The sequence below is a fragment of the Amycolatopsis sp. FBCC-B4732 genome, from assembly GCF_023008405.1.
GTDB lineage: Bacteria > Actinomycetota > Actinomycetes > Mycobacteriales > Pseudonocardiaceae > Amycolatopsis > Amycolatopsis pretoriensis_A.
In genome coordinates this window covers 5,512,895-5,530,081 of the sequence record NZ_CP095376.1, presented here as the reverse complement: position 1 = coordinate 5,530,081, position 17,187 = coordinate 5,512,895, and the positions used below count along the sequence as shown (strand labels likewise).

At 71.5% G+C, this 17,187-nt stretch carries 16 protein-coding genes; 5 read left to right on the top strand and 11 right to left on the bottom strand.

Translation table 11 applies throughout. The features are described 5' to 3' along the window. Nucleotides 1-121: 121 nt before the first annotated feature. The 5 genes from MUY14_RS23785 to MUY14_RS23765 all read right to left on the bottom strand — a co-directional run bounded on the left by MUY14_RS23785 (nucleotide 122) and on the right by MUY14_RS23765 (nucleotide 4,995). On the bottom strand, nucleotides 122-2,500 hold the full coding sequence (locus MUY14_RS23785; RefSeq protein ID WP_247011965.1) for an excinuclease ABC subunit UvrA: 2,379 nt from the start codon (nucleotides 2,498-2,500) through the stop codon (nucleotides 122-124). 34 nt (nucleotides 2,501-2,534) lie between these two features. Further along, nucleotides 2,535-2,792 (bottom strand): AraC family transcriptional regulator, encoded by a 258-nt coding sequence (locus MUY14_RS23780; RefSeq protein WP_247011963.1) that lies wholly within the window; start codon nucleotides 2,790-2,792, stop codon nucleotides 2,535-2,537. A gap of 151 nt (nucleotides 2,793-2,943) precedes the next feature. Further along, nucleotides 2,944-3,354: a VOC family protein gene (locus MUY14_RS23775; RefSeq protein WP_247011961.1), complete on the bottom strand. Its 411-nt coding sequence runs from the start codon at nucleotides 3,352-3,354 to the stop codon at nucleotides 2,944-2,946. A gap of 10 nt (nucleotides 3,355-3,364) precedes the next feature. Beyond that, a complete protein-coding gene (locus MUY14_RS23770) occupies nucleotides 3,365-3,808 on the bottom strand; it encodes a helix-turn-helix transcriptional regulator (RefSeq protein WP_247011959.1) in 444 nt (147 codons plus the stop codon). A gap of 308 nt (nucleotides 3,809-4,116) precedes the next feature. Further along, nucleotides 4,117-4,995, bottom strand: a complete 879-nt coding sequence (locus MUY14_RS23765) for a LysR family transcriptional regulator (RefSeq protein WP_247011957.1) — start codon at nucleotides 4,993-4,995, stop codon at nucleotides 4,117-4,119. A 75-nt stretch (nucleotides 4,996-5,070) separates the two neighbouring features. Between MUY14_RS23765 and MUY14_RS23760 the strand changes: the two genes are divergently transcribed. Beyond that, nucleotides 5,071-6,558: an MFS transporter gene (locus tag MUY14_RS23760; RefSeq protein ID WP_247011954.1), complete on the top strand. Its 1,488-nt coding sequence runs from the start codon at nucleotides 5,071-5,073 to the stop codon at nucleotides 6,556-6,558. 298 nt (nucleotides 6,559-6,856) lie between these two features. Here the strand turns inward: MUY14_RS23760 and MUY14_RS23755 are convergent, their stop codons facing one another. From MUY14_RS23755 to MUY14_RS23735, 5 genes are read right to left on the bottom strand one after another with little or no spacing between them, the layout of a single operon-like run. After that, complete coding sequence (locus MUY14_RS23755) at nucleotides 6,857-8,290, bottom strand: FAD/NAD(P)-binding oxidoreductase (protein WP_247011952.1); 1,434 nt, start codon at nucleotides 8,288-8,290, stop codon at nucleotides 6,857-6,859. Further along, nucleotides 8,283-8,513 (bottom strand): ferredoxin, encoded by a 231-nt coding sequence (locus MUY14_RS23750; protein WP_086865695.1) that lies wholly within the window; start codon nucleotides 8,511-8,513, stop codon nucleotides 8,283-8,285. The genes MUY14_RS23755 and MUY14_RS23750 overlap by 8 nt, the downstream gene beginning before the upstream one ends. Beyond that, complete coding sequence (locus MUY14_RS23745) at nucleotides 8,513-9,130, bottom strand: ferric reductase-like transmembrane domain-containing protein (protein ID WP_247011950.1); 618 nt, start codon at nucleotides 9,128-9,130, stop codon at nucleotides 8,513-8,515. Before MUY14_RS23745 ends, MUY14_RS23750 begins: the two co-directional genes overlap by 1 nt. Beyond that, nucleotides 9,123-9,920 (bottom strand): DUF4142 domain-containing protein, encoded by a 798-nt coding sequence (locus MUY14_RS23740; RefSeq protein ID WP_247011948.1) that lies wholly within the window; start codon nucleotides 9,918-9,920, stop codon nucleotides 9,123-9,125. The genes MUY14_RS23745 and MUY14_RS23740 overlap by 8 nt, the downstream gene beginning before the upstream one ends. Then, nucleotides 9,904-10,503 carry a hypothetical protein gene (locus MUY14_RS23735; protein WP_247011945.1) on the bottom strand — a complete coding sequence of 200 codons (600 nt, stop codon included), beginning with the start codon at nucleotides 10,501-10,503 and terminating at the stop codon, nucleotides 9,904-9,906. The genes MUY14_RS23740 and MUY14_RS23735 overlap by 17 nt, the downstream gene beginning before the upstream one ends. Before the next feature lie 230 nt (nucleotides 10,504-10,733). Between MUY14_RS23735 and MUY14_RS23730 the strand changes: the two genes are divergently transcribed. From MUY14_RS23730 to MUY14_RS23720, 3 genes are all read left to right on the top strand, one after another. Beyond that, a complete protein-coding gene (locus MUY14_RS23730) occupies nucleotides 10,734-11,294 on the top strand; it encodes a sigma-70 family RNA polymerase sigma factor (protein WP_247011943.1) in 561 nt (186 codons plus the stop codon). A 7-nt stretch (nucleotides 11,295-11,301) separates the two neighbouring features. Then, entirely contained in the window at nucleotides 11,302-12,087 is a 786-nt protein-coding gene (locus tag MUY14_RS23725; RefSeq protein WP_247011941.1) for a zf-HC2 domain-containing protein, read from the top strand. 274 nt (nucleotides 12,088-12,361) lie between these two features. Continuing rightward, entirely contained in the window at nucleotides 12,362-13,738 is a 1,377-nt protein-coding gene (locus tag MUY14_RS23720; RefSeq protein WP_247011939.1) for a DUF1996 domain-containing protein, read from the top strand. Nucleotides 13,739-14,869: 1,131 nt separating this feature from the next. Here the strand turns inward: MUY14_RS23720 and MUY14_RS23715 are convergent. Continuing rightward, the gene (locus MUY14_RS23715; RefSeq protein WP_247011937.1) at nucleotides 14,870-15,904 is read right to left on the bottom strand and encodes an Lrp/AsnC family transcriptional regulator; all 1,035 of its coding nucleotides are present in this window, start codon (nucleotides 15,902-15,904) and stop codon (nucleotides 14,870-14,872) included. Nucleotides 15,905-15,990: 86 nt separating this feature from the next. On the opposite strand from MUY14_RS23715, the gene MUY14_RS23710 reads away from it, so the two are divergent. Then, nucleotides 15,991-17,184 (top strand): M20 family metallopeptidase, encoded by a 1,194-nt coding sequence (locus MUY14_RS23710; RefSeq protein ID WP_247011935.1) that lies wholly within the window; start codon nucleotides 15,991-15,993, stop codon nucleotides 17,182-17,184. The last annotated feature ends 3 nt before the right edge of the window (nucleotides 17,185-17,187 follow it).

Sequence of the window (17,187 nt, the reverse complement as noted above, 5' to 3'; positions counted from 1 at the left end):
GAATGCGGTGGGCTCCCGGCACTTTCGGGGGGCCAGCCCTACCGGCCGCGCTGGTATGCGAGCGCCCCGAGGTGGCGTTGGTGGCGTCCGACGCACCGAACGCCACATCGGGGTGCTTCGGTCAGCCCACGTACTCGGCCAGGTGACGGCCCGTCAGGGTCTTCTTCCGCGCCTTCACCAGCTGCGCCGGCGTGCCCTCGAACACGATCTTCCCGCCGTCGTGGCCCGCGCCCGGGCCGAGGTCGACGATCCAGTCCGCGTGGGCCATCACCGCCTGGTGGTGCTCGATCACGATCACCGACTTGCCGGAGTCCACCAGGCGGTCCAGCAGGCCGAGCAGCTGCTCGACGTCGGCCAGGTGTAGGCCCGCCGTCGGCTCGTCCAGGACGTACACCCCGCCGTGCTCCGCCATGTGCGTCGCCAGCTTGATGCGCTGGCGCTCGCCGCCCGAGAGGGTCGTCAGGGGCTGGCCGAGCGTGAGGTAGCCGAGGCCGACGTCGGACAGGTGCGTCAGGATCTTGTGCGCCGCCGGGGTTTTCGCGTCGCCGTCGGCGAAGAACTCCTGGGCCTCGGTGACCGACATGCCGAGGACCTCGCTGATGTCGCGGCCGCCGAAGGTGTACTCCAGCACCTCCGCCGAGAAGCGCTTGCCGTCGCAGACCTCGCACGGGGTCGACGTGCCCGCCATGATGCCGAGGTCGGTGTAGACGACGCCGGCGCCGTTGCAGTTGGGGCAGGCGCCCTCGGAGTTGGCGCTGAACAGCGCCGGTTTCACGCCGTTGGCCTTGGCGAACGCCTTGCGGATCGGCTCCAGCAGGCCGGTGTAGGTCGCCGGGTTGCTGCGGCGGGAACCGCGGATGCCGGTCTGGTCCACCGTCACCACGCCCTCGCCGCCGGACACCGAGCCGTGGATCAGGGAGCTCTTGCCCGAACCCGCCACGCCGGTCACGACGACCAGCACGCCGAGCGGGATGTCGACGTCGACGTCCTGCAGGTTGTGCGTCGCAGCGCCGCGCACCTCCAGGAAACCCGACGGTGAGCGCACCGAGGACTTGAGCGACGCGCGGTCGTCCAGGTGGCGCCCGGTCAGGGTCTTGCTCTTGCGCAGACCGTCCACTGTGCCCTCGAAGACGACCTCGCCGCCCGCGGAACCGGCGTGCGGGCCGAGGTCGACGACGTGGTCGGCGATCGCGATCGCTTCCGGCTTGTGCTCGACGACGAGCACCGTGTTCCCCTTGTCCCGCAACTGCAGCAGCAGGTCGTTCATGCGCTGGATGTCGTGCGGGTGCAGCCCGATCGTCGGCTCGTCGAAGACGTACGTCACGTCGGTCAGCGACGACCCGAGGTGGCGGATCATCTTGGTGCGCTGGGCTTCCCCGCCGGACAGCGTCCCGGATGGACGGTCGAGCGAGAGGTAGCCGAGGCCGATCTCGACGAACGAGTCCAGCGTGTGCTTCAGCGCGTCCAGCAGCGGCGCGACCGACGGCTCGGCGAGCTTCCCGACCCAGCCGGCGAGGTCGCTGATCTGCATCGCGCACGCGTCGGCGATGCTGATCCCGTCGATCTTCGACGACCGGGCCTCCGCCGAAAGCCGCGTGCCGTCGCACTCCGGGCAGGTCTGGAACGTCACCGCCCGCTCGACGAACGCGCGGATGTGCGGCTGCATCGAGTCGACGTCCTTGGACAGCATGGACTTCTGGATCGCCGGCACCAGTCCCGAGTAGGTGAGGTTGATGCCCTCGACCTTGATCTTGGTCGGTTCCTTGTACACCAGGTCGTCGAACTGCTTCTTGGTGAACTTCTTGATCGGCTTGTCCGGGTCGAAGAAGCCGGAGCCGCGGAAGATGCGGCCGTACCAGCCTTCCATGCTGTAGCCCGGGATCGTGATCGCGCCTTCGTTGAGCGACTTGGTCTCGTCGAAGAGCGCGGTGAGGTCGATGTCGTTGACCTTGCCGCGGCCCTCGCAGCGCGGGCACATGCCGCCGGTGATGCTGAAGCTGCGGCGCTCCTTGATCTGCCGCCCGGCCTTCTCGATGGTCACCGCGCCGGCTCCGCTGATCGAGGCGACGTTGAACGAAAACGCCTGCGGCGAACCGATGTGCGGCGTGCCCAGCCGGCTGAACAGGATGCGCAGCATCGCGTTCGCGTCGGTCGCGGTCCCGACGGTGGAGTGCGAGTTCGCGCCCATCCGCTCCTGGTCGACGATGATCGCGGTGGTGATCCCGTCGAGCACGTCGACGTCGGGCCGCGCGAGCGTCGGCATGAACCCCTGCACGAAGGTGCTGTAGGTCTCGTTGATCAGCCGCTGCGACTCGGCCGCGATCGTGCTGAACACCAGGGAGCTCTTGCCGGAGCCGGAGACCCCGGTGAACACCGTCAGGCGCCGCTTCGGCAGTTCGACGCTGACGTCCTTGAGGTTGTTCACGCGAGCGCCGTGGACGCGGATCAGGTCGTGGCTGTCGGCGGTGTGCGACGCGCTCTTCCGCGTGGGCTTGGTCATCGGGGTTCTCCAGCGTTCGGTGGGTTCACGGAGGTCACGCCGCTTTCGCCCGCGCGGCCCGTGCTTCTCGATTCCTGACGGTTTCGGCGGCTCGCCGGTAATCGTGCGGGGAAAGGCCGAAGGCCTCCTGGAACCGGTGCACGAATTGCGTGACCGGCAGGCCGACGCTGCGCGCCAGCGTTTCGACGTCGAGCGGCCGATCGCATTCGCGGTCGATGCGGTCGCGGACGCGGCGCAGCAGCGTCAATTCGGCCAGGTGCTTTCGCGCGGCGACGGCGAGGCTCAGGCACATGTCGGTTCCTTTCCGGTGTGCGGCCGAGGACTCAGCAGGGCGACCAGCGGCATGCCTGTGCCGACGCCGGCCGGCGCGTCCCCCGGGAGCAGACCGGCGATCCGCCGGTCACGTGGCACTTCGCGGTAGCCGGGCGGCGCCGTGGTCGTGGTCAGCGCAGCTCCTGGATGCGCAGCAGGTTGCCGGCGGGGTCGCGGAAGGAGCAGTCGCGGATGCCGTAGGGCTGCTCGACCGGCTCCTGGACGACCTCGGCGTTGCCCGCCTCGAGCTTCGCGAAGAGGGCGTCGAGGTCCTTGGTGGCCAGGTTGACCGAGGCGTAGGTGCCCTTGGCCATCATCTCGGCGATCATGCGGCGCTCGTCGTCGGTCAGCCCCGGCGTCGCGGACACCGGCGACAGCACGATCGCGGTGTCCGGCTGGTTCGGTGGGCCGACGGTGATCCACTGCATGGCGCCGTACTTGACGTTCTGGCGGACCTCGAAGCCGAGCAGGTCGCGGTAGAAGGCGAGCGACGCTTCCGGGTCGGTGTGCGGCAGGAAGCTCGCGTGAATGGTGACGTCCATGGCCGTCACACTATGTGTGCGCCTGCGGTCGCGCTTCTCGATTCCTGATCGGTCTGGTGACCTGTTTGGCCACGCACGGCGGCATCCCGACGGTCGCCTCGGCCTGCTGCTCGCGGTAGACGCTCGGCGGCACGCCCACCAGCTCGGCGAACCGGGTGCTGAAGGTGCCGAGCGAGGAGAAGCCGACGGTGAAGCAGACCTCGGTGACGCTCAGCTCCCCGGTCCGCAGCAACGCCATCGCCCGTTCGATCCGCCGCGTCATGAGGTACGAGTACGGTGACTCTCCGTAGGCTTTCCGGAACTGCCGGCTGAGGTGCCCGGCCGACATGTTCACCCCGCTCGCGAGCGCTTCGACGTCGAGCGGCTGCGCGTACTCGCGATCGATCCGGTCCCGGACACGGCGAAGCAGCGCGAGGTCGCGCAGGTACTGCGCCGAGGCGGCGGTGCTGGTCACGAGGGAATCGTGCCACACCGGACGGCGCGAGCGGAGCGGATCGGACCCGGCGCGGCCCGGTCGCGACGCCATGAACGACCCTTTCACGGCGCCGGATGACATGAACGACTCGTTCATGACGGTACGGGCCGCCGGGCCGACCGCTCCGATCCGACTTTGCCGGGGCCCCTGACGTCGGAGCCCGCCCGCGTCGGCCCGAGCCCGCCCCGTCCGTGCCGGTCCGGGATGCCGTGAACGACCCGTTCACCTCGCCGGACGTCGTGAAAGGGTCGTTCACGCCATCCGGACCACGGCCACACGTGCGCGCGTCAGCGGAGGGCGGCCGTGATCGTCTCCCGCAGCCAGCGTTGCGGCGGGTCCGCGTCCAGCCGTGCGTGCCAGGACAGCCGGACCTCCACTTCCGGCAGCTCCGCCGGCACCGGGAACCACCGCAGGCCGAGCGCCGGGCCGTGCTGCTCGGCCAGCCGCTGCGGCAGCAGCCCCACGTACTCGCTCGACGACACCACCAGCGCCGCCACCGCCGACGTCGGCACCACCGCCGCCACCCGGCGCTGCAACCCTGCCGCCGCCAGGACCTCGTCCAACGGCCCGCGCGCCCGTCCCCGCCGGGACGCCGACACGTGCGGGTAGCGGCACAGCTGCGCCAGCGTCGGGCGGCGGTGCCTGCCCAGCGGGCTGTCCGCGCGCACCGCCGCGACCAGGCGTTCGCGGTAGAGCACCGTGCTGTGGATGTCCGGGGCCGCGTGCTCGCCCACGCCGATGTCCAGGTCGATCGAGCCGTCGCGAAGCGCCTCCGCGCTTTCCGTCCCCTCCGCCACGAACCGCAGCGTGACCCCCGGCGCGGCCGCCGCCGTCGCTTCGGCCGCCGCCGTGGCCAGGGTGGCCGCCACGCCGTCGTTGATGCGGATCGTGAACGTGCGCTCGAGGTCGGCGATCGCCACCTCGGTGCTGATCAGCGCCGACGCCTCCTCCAGCAGCGAGCGCACGCGCGGGGCGGTGCGCAGCGCGAACGGCGTCGGGGCCATCCCCCGACCGGCGCGCACCAGGATCGGGTCGTTCATCGCCCGCCGCAGGCGGCCCAGCGCGCGGCTCGTCGCCGGGATCGACAGGTTCAGGCGCTCGGCCGCCGCCGTGACGCTCCCGTCCCGCAGCAGCGCGTCGAACACGCGCAGGAGGTTCAGGTCCATGGTTGCACTGTACGCAAACCTGCCTTGACAAAGTTGCGTGGCACGACACCCCACGACGTCCTTAGCGTCGGGCCCATGGAGTTCAAGCACCTGGTCACCCTGATGTGCGCGTGCGTCGTGCTCGTCGTCGGGATGGTCGCGGCCGTCAACCTCGCCGTCCCGATGCTCGCCGCGAGCGCGTTGCACCCGTCCGCGTCGGCGCTCGTCTGGATCGTCGACACCTACGTCGTCGTGTTCGCCTGCCTGGTCATCCCCGGCGGCGCCGCGGGCGACCGGTTCGGCCGCAAGGGCGTCCTGCTGGCCGGCCTCGTCCTCTTCGCGGCGGGCGCGCTGGTGTCGGCGCTCGCCCCGGACGTCGCCGTGCTGCTCGCCGGCCGGGCGCTCACCGGCGTCGGCGCGGCCGCGGTGCTGCCCAACTCGCTCGCCGTCCTGCTGCACGCGGTGCCCGCGGAGCGGCGGCCCGCCACCATCGCCACCTGGGCGTCGATGACCGGCATCGGCGGCGTCGCCGGCAACGTCGGCGGCGGGCTGGTGCTGACCGCCGGTTCGTGGCGGTGGCTGTTCGCCGCCGCCGTCCCGGCCGCCCTCGCCGCGGCCGCGCTGGTGGCCAGGAAAGCGCCGGTGTCCTCGCGCCACGACCGCCCGCTCGACCCGCTGGCCGCGCTGCTGCTCGTCGGCGCGTCGGTCGCGCTGCTCGTCGGGATCGTCCAGGGCCCGGAAGCGGGGTGGGGGAGCCCGGTCGTCGTGTCCGGCTTCGCCGGTGCCGCGGTGCTGTTCACCGCCTGGACGCTGCGGGAGCTCAGGGCCGGGCACCCGCTGCTGGACCCCCGGCTGTTCCGGATCGCGGGCCTGCGCAGCGCCTGCCTCGGCATGACCACGGTCTTCTTCGGCATGTTCGCGCTGTTCTACGTCAACGCGTCGTTCCTCCAGTACGCCAAGGGGTTCGGCGTGCTGGGGACCGGGCTGGGGATCGTCCCGCTGACGATCCCGATCGTCCTCGGCGGCCGGCACGTGGGGCGCCTGGCCCGGCGCATCGGCCTCGACGCCACGGTGGCGCTCGCCTTCGCGTTCGTCGGCGGCGGCCTGCTCGGGCTGTCCACGAGCGACGCGCGGACGCCGTACGCGGAGTACGCGGCTTGGCTGGTGTTGACCGGGATCGGCGTGACGCTGGCGCTGCCGACGCTGTCCGGCGTGATCGCCGGCTCGCTGCCGCCCGCCCAGGCCGGCGTCGGCACCGGGCTGCAGGCCACCACCCGCGAATTCGGCAGCGCGCTCGGCGTCGCCGTGATCGGCACGGTCATGACCGCCCGGTTCGCCGCCGCACTTCCGCCGGACGCCCGCGGTTCCCACACCGTGGCCGAAGCGCTGGCCAGGACCGGGCAGGCCCAGGACGTCGTCACGGCGTTCGTCGCGGGCACGGACGCCGGGCTGCGCGTGGCCGGGGTCGCCGTGCTCGTCCTCGGCGCGCTGGTCGCCGGAGAAGCCTGGTGGCGGAGACCGTCCCGAGGGTTCCCGTTCCCCCGGGACGGCCGTGCACCGGTGCAACCCCGACCGGAGCCGTGACGGCCTTCGCCGCGGCATACCCTTCCGCCGCGAAGGCCCCCACGGTTCCGTTGCCGTGACGGTAAACCCGTCACGGCGTCGACCCCGGGCCCCCGCCCGGTGCGCCGGAAGAAGGCCACCCCGGGGGCGTCGGGTTCCCTCGGGATGGCCCTCTCCTGGCCCGCCGGGCGCTGGCGTTACCTCAACGCGAGACGGGCAGGGGGACGTTGGGGCCGGTCACCACACCGCCCAGCCGCGGAGGGGGCGTGGTGACCGGCAAGGGACAGGGCCGCCGCGCGCAGCCCCGCCCCGGCTCTCACTACCTCCCCATCGGGATGGCCATCGTCGGCAGCGCCGCTCCGGGCTGCGCGGCGAACGCCGTGGTCGGCGGGGTCGGCAGGGCCTGCGCGGGGAACGCCGTCGTGGGGATGTCGTTGGCGAACTCGCTTTCGAACTCGCGCTCGAAGGCCTGGTGGTCGAAGCCGCTGTCGAACTCCGGCGGTACCTCGGCCGCCAGCGCGGCGACCGACGGCTCGACGACCGGGACCTCCGCGACGGGCGCGGGTTCCGGCTCGGGCACGTAGTCGGGTGCGGGCAGCCGGCGGTCGAGCTCGGCCATCCAGTCGAGCATCGCCCTCGGCTTGTCCCACGCGGAGATGCCGACGAGCCTGCCGTCGCGGATGAAGCCGGTGATGCCGTCCGCGAGCGTCACGGTGTCCTCGGCCAGCGACGGCATCCCGCACATCTGCAGCCGGGTGTCGTACAACGTCGACCAGGCGCGGGGGAGCGGGGTGAACGGCTTCGCGCTCGACTGGCCCAGCAGCAGGTTGTCCGCCGCGTGCCGGGCCGACTCGACGGCGTTGATCCAGTGCTCGACCCGCCGCGGGGTCTCGTCGAAGCGCAGGTTCGGCCAGCGCGCGATGTCGCCGGCGATGACGACGTCGGAAGCGCCCTCGGCGAACAGCTTCGAGTCGCAGAGCACGCCGTCGCTGATGTCGAGGCCGGAGCCGCGCATCCAGTCGACCGACGGGACGCTGCCGATGGCGAGCACGACGACGCTGGCGACGAGCAGCTGGTTGTTCGTCAGGTGCAGCCCGACGGTGTCCTTCGTGCTGATCCAGTGCCGGACTTCGCTCTTCATCGCCAGGTTCGCGCGGTGCTCGTGGTGCGCCTCGACGACGCCGCTGGAGACGCGGTCGCCGAAGCGGTGCAGCGGCGCCTTCGCGTGCCCGACCAGGGTGACGTCCCGGCCGATGTGCCGCATGCTCGCGGCGAACTCGTTGCCGATCAGGCCGGCGCCGATCACGACGGCCGGCTTCTTGCTGGCGTTGAGGCAGCGCCGCACGGCCATCGAGTCCTCGACCGTGCGCAGGATCCGCACGCGCGGGTCGTGCCGCGGTGACCCGGGCAGGTGCCGCGGGTAGACGCCGGTGGCGGCGATCAGGCCGTCGTACCAGAGGGATTCGCCGCCGGGCAGGTGCACGACCCGCTCGGTGGTGTCCAGGTGCGTCACGCGCGCGCCGAGGCGCCAGTGCACGTCGAGGTCGGGCAGGTAGTGCGAAAGGCCCACGTCGCTGGGCCGTTCGGTCCCCATCACCAGCGCCTTCGACACCATCGGCCGGTGGTACGGGCGGCGCGCTTCGTCGCCGATGAGCACGATCTCGCCGTCGAAGTTCTGTTCCCGCAGGCGTTCCGCGGCACGCAGCCCGGCGACGCCCGCGCCGACGATGACGATCCGGTCGCCGTCAGCCATCGAGGTCCCCTCTCATCACGACCGCCTGCATCGGGCAGCAGCGAGCGGCCATCTTCGCCTGTTCCATGGTGGTTTCGTCCAGCAGCCGCGTGTGGAAGCGCAGGCGGCCGTCCTGGCCGAGGTCGAACACGTCCGGTGCCTCCATGGCGCAGATGCCGTAGAGCTCGCACCGGTCGTTGTCGACGCTGATCCGGGGCCCGCTGCCGGGCAGACGGAAGGGCATCACGCCACCTGCTCTTCCACTAGTCCGATGCGTTCGAGGGTGCGCGCGGGCATGAACCGCAGCAGCGACACCGTGACCGCCGGGACGAGCAGCGTGATGCCGCCCAGCCAGACGACGGCGAGGTGGCCGTTGGCGATCGAGCCGAACCAGGCGTGCAGCGCGGTCAGCGCCACCGCCGGGTACGCGCAGCGGTGCAGCCACAGCCAGCGGCGGTAGGAGGTGAACCGCTGCAGGCCCGCGGTGAGCGCGATGGCGAGCATGACCTCGAAGCCGACGATGCCGGCGATGTGCCTGCCTTCCTGGCCGCCGAGGAACGGGAGGAAGAGGTACTGCAGGCTGTAGGGCTGGATGGTCAGGTAGAAGAAGCCGAGCGCGTGGATGCCGCCGAAGATCAGCGTCCCGGTCGCCAGGACCATGTGCGAGCTGCGCAGCGCCTTGCGGCCGGTGACCGTGCGCACCCAGCCGGTGGCGGTGAGCACCCCCCAGGTGAGGGTCAGCATCATGGCGGCGTAGGACGCACGGGCGGCGAACGCGGCGAGCCCGCGGGCCGCCGGGTCCGTCTTCGGCTGGAACTGCTGTGTGACGAAGATCGTCGCTTCGTGCCAGGTCTCAACCATGGCTGCTCCCGGTTCTCACGGCGGCCGGCCGGCGCGACGCCCGGGCCCGGCCGCGGTTGCCCTTGATCTGGCGCAGCACGTAGAACAGGCCGCCGCCGACGAGCAGGAACAGCGCTCCCACCACGGCGATCTGGGACGGGTCGAGGCCGAGCGGCTGCCCGACCGGCGCCGCGGTGGTGGAAACGGCCGGCGTGGGCAGCGCCGTGTAGTCGACCATCCCGGTGCTTTCGAGCATCGTCATGTGCCGCATGACGGCCTGGTTGCCGACGGTCGCGAAGGCTCGGACGTCGTCGTTGCGGGTGCCGGCGCGCAGCTGCGCGAGGACCGCGAACACCTGGCCGTGGGCCGCACGCAGCCGGTTGGCGAAAATGCGGTCGAACTCGGGCCCGGGGGAGGCGTTCATCTCTTCGGCGAGCCAGCCGAGCTGTTCGGCCGAGGGCTGGTCGGGGACCGGCGAGTTCAGCTTCTGCGACAGCGCGCGCGTGGCGACGTCGAGGCGGCCGTGGTCCATCATGATCGCGAAGCCGACGGCCTGGACGATCGGGCTGCCCTTCTGCATCGCCATCATGCCCGAGGGCATCTCCCAGAGCCCGGCCTGGCGGACCTTGGTCAGCAGCACCGCGTCGGTGTCGGAAACCGAGGCGGTCTGGGCGGTGGAGGTCACGGCCACCGACGCGAGCAGGGTCAGCACCGCGACCAGCACGAACGTGATCCGGACCAGGGGCCGGGAGCGGTCGGCGGCGGGCCGGAGCGTGAAGTCCGGCCCGGCGAACTCAGACGCCGAAAGCATTTTGCCTCCACTGGTCCTGGGTCAGCGTGATCTTGGAGCCGTCCGGGGCCATCGGCCACCAGGCCTGGTCCGCGCCCTGGCCGGAGGTGTCGGCCGGTTCGCTGTCGCCGGCGAAGTGGTACAGCGGCCAGCCGGCCAGGGTGAGCTGCTGGGTGCCGTCGTCGCGGGTGATCTGGCCGATCAGCGCCTGGTCGACGTCGATCGGGGGCAGGGTGCCGCCGGCCTTGACCGGGATCCACTTGGCCGCGCACGCACCGGTGCAGTTCGAGCGCGAAGGGTCGGTCGTGTCCTTGTCGTAGCGGTAGATGGCGTACCCGGTCCCGTCGACGAGCATGGGACCGAGGTCGAACGTCTTCGCGGCCCTGAGCTGGCTCTTCGCCGGGTCGTTCGGCGTGGCGGTGATGGGCTGCGGCATCGCGATGGTCATCGGGGCCTGCTGCATACCGGGCATCTGCATCCCGGCGCCGCCGCCGGCGTACCCGCCGGCCGAGGTGGTGGCGGCGCCGGCGGTACAGGCGGTGAGCAGGGCGAGTGCGGTGAGGCACACGGCGGCGGGGACCGCCGTTCGGGGAATGCGGATCACTGCTCCTCCGGAGGGCATGACTACGCGCTGTACCGTGAGGTGCAACGGAAAAGCGCGCGAAGGATCCACAGTGGACATTTGGTCCGGGGTGGATGCGGAGCGTTGCGGGGGACAACGCGTTGTCGGGGGTCTTCGGTAGGGGATACGGACACGGTACGGAAACGGTTCAAAAAAGTTTCGGGACCGTTTGGTACTGGACTTGGGCCGTCCGGAGCACCAGGATGTCCCGCGTGGGACGGCACACCCGAGCGCTGAGACCCGCTCAAGATCAGGAAGTCGCTGCCGAGCTCAACGACGCCTCCGATGATCTGGCGAAGGCGCTCTACCAGGAGTTCGGCGGGTCGCTGATGGCGTTCGCGCTGCGGCTGACCGGTCACGACCGGCAGTGGGCCGAAGACGTCGTGCAGGAGACGCTGATCAAGGCGTGGCGGAACGCGGACAAGCTCGACCGCCGGCCGGAGATGCTGCGTGCCTGGTTGTTCACGGTGGCCCGGCGGATCGTCATCGACGGCTGGCGCAGCCGCAGTGTCCGGCCCCAGGAGCTCGAGGAGATCGAATCCGACGCGATCACGGTGTCCGACGAATCGGACCGGACGCTCGCCGCGATGATCGTTTACGAGGCGCTGCAGGGCCTTTCGCCCGAGCAGCGGGAGGCCATCCAGCAGACCTACCTGCGCGACCGGACCGTGAACGAGGTCGCGGCGACCCTCGGTGTACCGCCCGGCACCGTCAAGTCCCGCATCCACCACGCCGTCCGCGCCCTGCGCCGGGCCCTGCGTGAGCGGGGGTGAGCTGAGGGTGGCCGCGTCCGCACACACCGATGTCGCCGCGTACGTGCTCGGCGTCCTCAGCGAGGCCGAGAACTCCCAGTTCGAAGCCCACCTGATGAACTGCCCGAACTGCCAGCTCGACCTGATCGAGCTCTACCAGCTGCCGGACGTCCTCGACCTGGTCAAGCGCAGCTGGCCGGAACCCCCGATGCCCGCGCCGAGCCCGCGCACCCTCGCGCCCGGGCCGCGCGTCCTGCGCGGCCTGATGGAAGAAGCCACGGTGAAGCGCCGCCGCCGCAAGCGCCTCGGCCTCCTGGCCGGCGCCGCGGCCGCCGCCCTCGTCGTGGCCGGCCCGCTCGTGACGCTGGCGGTCCGGCCCGCCGACGCCGTCCCGCCCGCTTCGCTGTCCGCCCCGAGCACCAAGCAGGCGCCGGCGACGAGCGTCCTGGCGACGAGCGTGCCGCCACCCGCCTCCGGCGCGGTCCAGCCCGGCGGCGGCCAGACCTACGGGCGCGGCAGCGGCGGGTCCGCGGTCAACGCCCTCGTGACGGTCTCACCCGTGGAGTGGGGCAGCCGCGTCGATCTCGAGCTGCGCGGCATCGTCGGCCCGGTCAAGTGCCAGCTGGTCGCCATCTCGACGGCGGGCGACGAGCGCGTGGTCTCCAGCTGGGCGGTGCCGCCCAAGGGGTTCGGCATCCCGGGTTCGCCCGAACCGTTGCGGCTGCAGGGAACCATCTCCCTCGCGATGGACCAGATCGGCCGCTTCGAAGTCCGCGGTGACGACGGCTCGGTCCTCGTTTCCGTGCAGCGCTGAATCTTTTCTTCCCGAAAACGCGATGACCTGGATGAATGCTGCCCGGTTGCGTTCCGGTAGATAACGAACAGATAACGGACCGGTCGCTTTTGAACCTCATGGCGCTGGGGCCCGTATCCCCCAATGCATCCCCCGATGCAGATCGACGCGGCGGAACCGCACCACCCGACCCCCCCGGTTCCGCGCGATTTCGACGTCAAACAAACGGTAGTTCTTGCCCGGGCCGCCGCGCCACCGGCGCGCGCCCGGAATAACGAACGAGGTGAACTAGTCTATGGCCCGGAATTCTCGGTCCCCCGTGACGGGCAAGCACCGCGTTGCCCGCCGAACCAAGATCGCGATGGGTGCGATCGGCCTGGCGATCGCCGTCGGCGCACTCGCGGTCGCGGTCAGCGCGGGCCGCACGGGCGAGGCCAGCGCGGACCCGGCGGACCCGTCGTTCTTCATCGACATCAACAAGGTTCCCGCCGGCAACAACGTGAACGCGGCCTTGAAGAAGAAGGGCGCCCAGGGCTCCTTCACCGTCGACTGTGGAACGAACGCGGACGGCGCGCACCACAACCCGGACAACTTCATCGCGCAGCCCGGGATCAAGAACGGTGCCCAGCACCTGCACGACTACGTCGGCAACGTGACCACCGACGCCGATTCGAGCCTGAAGAGCCTGCTCGCCGGCGACACCACCTGCAAGAACGGTGACCAGTCCGCTTACTTCTGGCCGGTCATCCGCGTCGACCGCGAAGACGACGCGGCCAACGCGAGCGAAAACCAGCAGGCCCAGCAGAAGCAGCAGGGCAAGACCGGTGACGTCCAGCAGGACCAGAGCGGCCAGGACGCCCAGGCCGCGCAGGAGCAGGACCAGCGGCAGCGCGACGGCCGCGGCGGTGGCCGCACGAGCGCCGGGCGCAACGACGGCCAGAACGCCCAGCAGCAGGACGGCCAGGACCAGAACGGCCAGCAGGATCGCCAGCGCCGTCAGCGCAACCAGGACCAGAACAACCAGAACGGCCAGCAGAACGGGGGCCAGAACCAGAACGGCAACCAGAGCAGCACTGCCGCGGCACCGCCGGCCGAGGAGCTGGGTGGTCCGCAGGGCGAGAACGAAGAGGTCGGCGACAACGACGGCGAGATCATCGAGCCGGAGTCCGCGACCCTGAAGTTCATCGGCGGCGGCGCCCAGAACGTCGTCGCGATGCCGCTCGGCCTGCGCGTCCTCTACGGCGACGCCAAGCAGAGCACCAACGGCCCGGCGAACGCCCGGCCCAGCTGGACGTGCACCGGGTTCGAGGACCGGCTGACCGACCTGTACCCGATCTGCCCGCAGGGCAGCAAGGTCGAGCGCATCCACAGCTTCCCGAACTGCTGGGACGGCAAGAACACCGACAGCGCCAACCACCGCACGCACATCGTGTTCGCCGACCAGCAGGGCAAGTGCCCCAAAGGCTTCAAGAACGTTCCGCAGCTGCAGGTGACGCTGGTCTACGACGTCCCGCAGGACGTCCAGCAGAACGGTCAGTACAAAGTGGACGCGTTCGCCCAGGAGAAGCACAACCCGCGCTCCGACCACGACGACTTCGCGAACGTGATGAGCAAGCAGATCATGGGCCGCCTGGTCAACTGCGTCAACTCCGGCAAGGCCTGCGCCGAGTAGGACGTCCCGCACTCACCGGACATCCCCGGTGAGTGCGGTCCAGTCCACTCGCGACAGTCTTTCCACCCGGCGGGCACCGACCCGCCCCACGAACCCCGGCCCGGCGGACCCTTCCTCCACCTCACCCCCCTTTCGGTCCGCCGGGGCGGTGGCACCACCCCCCGAAAAACCGCGGAACCGCTCGGTTCCGCCGCCCCGAGCCCCGGTCCGGTGGACGCTTTCCCTCCACCTCACCCCCAGTCCGCCGGGCCGGGATTCCCCACCCCCACCCCGACCGGGCGCCAGCCGGGTCAGCGAAGGAGGAACCGGCGGGAGCCACTTCCCGCCCCGCGAGTTCCGGCCCGGTGGACGTCTTCCCTCCACCTCACCCCCCACGTCCACCGGTGCCGGGACTCAACCTTCCGCAGTGGAAGCGTCCAATGTGGACGCGAGCACCGCTCCACCATCCGGCTCACGAACTCCGCCCCATCTCACGAACTTCGCACCTTGGCCCGGATACTCCGCCGGGTCGCAAGCTCCGCCTCCGGCAGGCGAAATCCGACTCCATCGACAAGCACTCCGGCCCGGCTCGCGAAGCCCTTTCTCCGCAAGCGAGCTTCACCGCCGGCGGTGTGAGCGCCGCGAGCCCCCAGCCCCGGCAAGCAAGATTCCGGCCCCGCAAAGCGAATCCGTCTCTCAGTCCCGCGAACCCACCCCGGCGAGCGAGATCTCCGCCCCGCAACGTGAACTCCGCCTCCGCCCCGCGAGATCCCCTCCGGCAACGTGAATCCGCCCCTCAGCCCCGCGAACCCAGGCCCCGGCCAGCGAGATCCCCGTCCCGCAAAGCGAATCCGTCCCTCAGTCCCGCGAACCCACCCCGGCGAGCGAGATCTCCGCCCCGCAACGTGAACTCCGCCTCCGCCCCGCGAGATCCCCTCCGGCAACGTGAATCCGCCCCTCAGCCCCGCGAACCCAGGCCCCGGCCGGCGAGATCCCCGTCGGCCAAGTGAACTCCGCCCCTCGGCCCGCGAATCCCACCCGGCGAGAGCCACCCGAACTCCGCAGCACCGGTCGACCGCCGCCCTCAGCCCGGAGCGGCTCCCGGTTCCCCCAGTCCCGGTCCGGTGGATGCTTCCCTCCACCTCACCCCCCTCATCCCCCGGACCGGTCCCCGCTGCGGTCCCCGTGCTCCGGCACGGGGACCGCGGCCCAGAAGTCCAGCGGCACCCGCCCCACTCCGCGCCCGGACGCGTCGAGCAGGCGGCCCATCAGCTTCACGCTCCGCAGCGTCACCGCCCGCGCCGTGATCTCCAGCCACGGGAGCTTCGCCGCGAGCAGCGCCTCCACCGCCACCGTGTCGTGCTGGGACGGCAGCCACAGCACCAGCATCAGGTTCGCCGCTCCCGTCAGCGCCGCGCACATGCGGACCTCCGGCAGCATCGCCAGCGATCGCGCGGTCGTCTCCAGCTTGTCCGGCGGGACCCGCAGCCACAGCGTCACCGTGACCGGCGCCGGCGAGGCCGAGCGGGCGATCTCGCACCGGATGCGGATCGCGCCGCGGCCGAGCAGGGCGTCCAGGCGGCGCCGGACCGTGGTCGCCCCGACGCCCAGCGAAGCCGCCAGCGCCGCCGCCGACGCGCGGGCGTCCGCGCCCAGAGCCAAGATCAGCGCCCGGTCCGCGTCGCCGAAGCGCAGGGGCGCGCGGTTCCTCGCCGGCTTCGCCGAAAGGGCCTCGCGCTGGCCCGGCGAGATCGCCCGGACCCGCCACCGGCTGCCCTCGGTGAACATCCGCGGCGACAGCACCGTCCGCGCCCGCACCACGCCGGGCACCGCGGGCACGTGCGCGCCGAGTTCGCGCAGGGTCGGCGCGACGACGTGGACGAGCAGGTCACACGGCCCGGCCAGGTACTCGACGGTGACCACGTGCGGGTCGTCGGCCAGCGCGGACGCCACCCGGAGCGCGGTGCCCGGTTCGCAGTCGATCTCGACGAAGGCCAGCGCCAGCTGCGCGGTCAGCTCGCCGCCGACGTACGCGGTGAGCCACGCGTCCCCGCGCTCGACCAGCGCGTCCCAGCGCCGTGCCGCCGTCACCGCGCCCAGGCCCAGCGCCTGGCCGAGCGTCGACCACGACGCCCGCGGCGCGGCCTGGAGCGCGTCGACCAGTTTGAGGTCCTGCTCGGCCAACATGGCGGATTCTTCGCTCATCGGGCCCCGAATCGGTGGTTCCGGTGTTTTTCCCCGGCCATTGTGCTCGACACTTGCATGATCTGCGGATGACCCTGCGCTCGGACGCCGCCGCCCTGCTCGACGATCTGGTCGCCCTCCGCCGCGACCTGCACCGCATCCCCGAGATCGGCCTCCACCTGCCCCGTACCCAGGAACGGGTGCTCGCGGCGCTGGACGGCCTGCCCCTCGAAGTGAGCCTCGGCAAGAACCTGTCCTCGATCACCGCCGTCCTGCGCGGCGGCAAGCCCGGCGGCACCGTGCTGCTGCGCGGCGACATGGACGGGCTCCCGGTCACCGAGGCCAGTGGCGAGGAGTTCAGCTCCGCCCACGACGGTGCGATGCACGCCTGCGGCCACGACCTGCACACCGCGGGCCTGGTCGGCGCGGCCCGGCTGCTCGCCGCCCGCAAGGACGACCTGCCCGGCGACGTCGTCTTCATGTTCCAGCCCGGCGAAGAGGGCTGGGACGGCGCCGGCCACATGATCGAGGAAGGCGTGCTGACCGCCTCCGGCAAGCACGTCGACGCCGCGTACGGCCTGCACGTCTCGGCCTCGAGCTACGCGAAGGGCCACTTCGTCGCCCGGCCCGGGACGCTGATGGCCGCGTCCGGCGCTCTCGCCGTCCGCGTGCTCGGCTCCGGCGGCCACGGCTCGTCCCCGCACGACGCCCTCGACCCGATCCCGGCCGCCTGCGAGATGGTGACCGCGCTGCAGACGATGGTCACGCGCACCTTCGACGTCTTCGACCCGGTGGTCGTCACGGTCGGCACGTTCCACGCCGGCACCCGGCGCAACATCATCCCGGACGACGCGGCGTTCGAGGCGACGCTGCGGTCGTTCTCGCCGGAGGTCGCGGCCCGGGTGGGGGAGCGCGCGGTCCGGGTGTGCCGCGGCATCGCGCAGGCGCACGGCCTCGACGTCGAAGTCACCTACGAACCGGAATACCCGGCGACGGTCAACGACGCCGCCGCGTACGACTTCGTCGCCGACACGATCCGCGACGTCTTCGGCGAGGAGCGGTTCACCGAGATGGCCGATCCGATCACCGGTTCGGAGGACTTCTCCCGCGTGCTGGAACGGGTTCCCGGCGCGTACCTCTTCCTCGGCGCCTGTCCGGGCGACCCGGAATCCTCGCCGGACAACCATTCCCCGCGCGCCCGCTTCGACGACGGTGTCCTGGGCGACGGCGCCGCGCTGCTGGCCGAGCTCGCCGTCCGCCGGCTCGGGCTCCTGGCGGGGTGACCG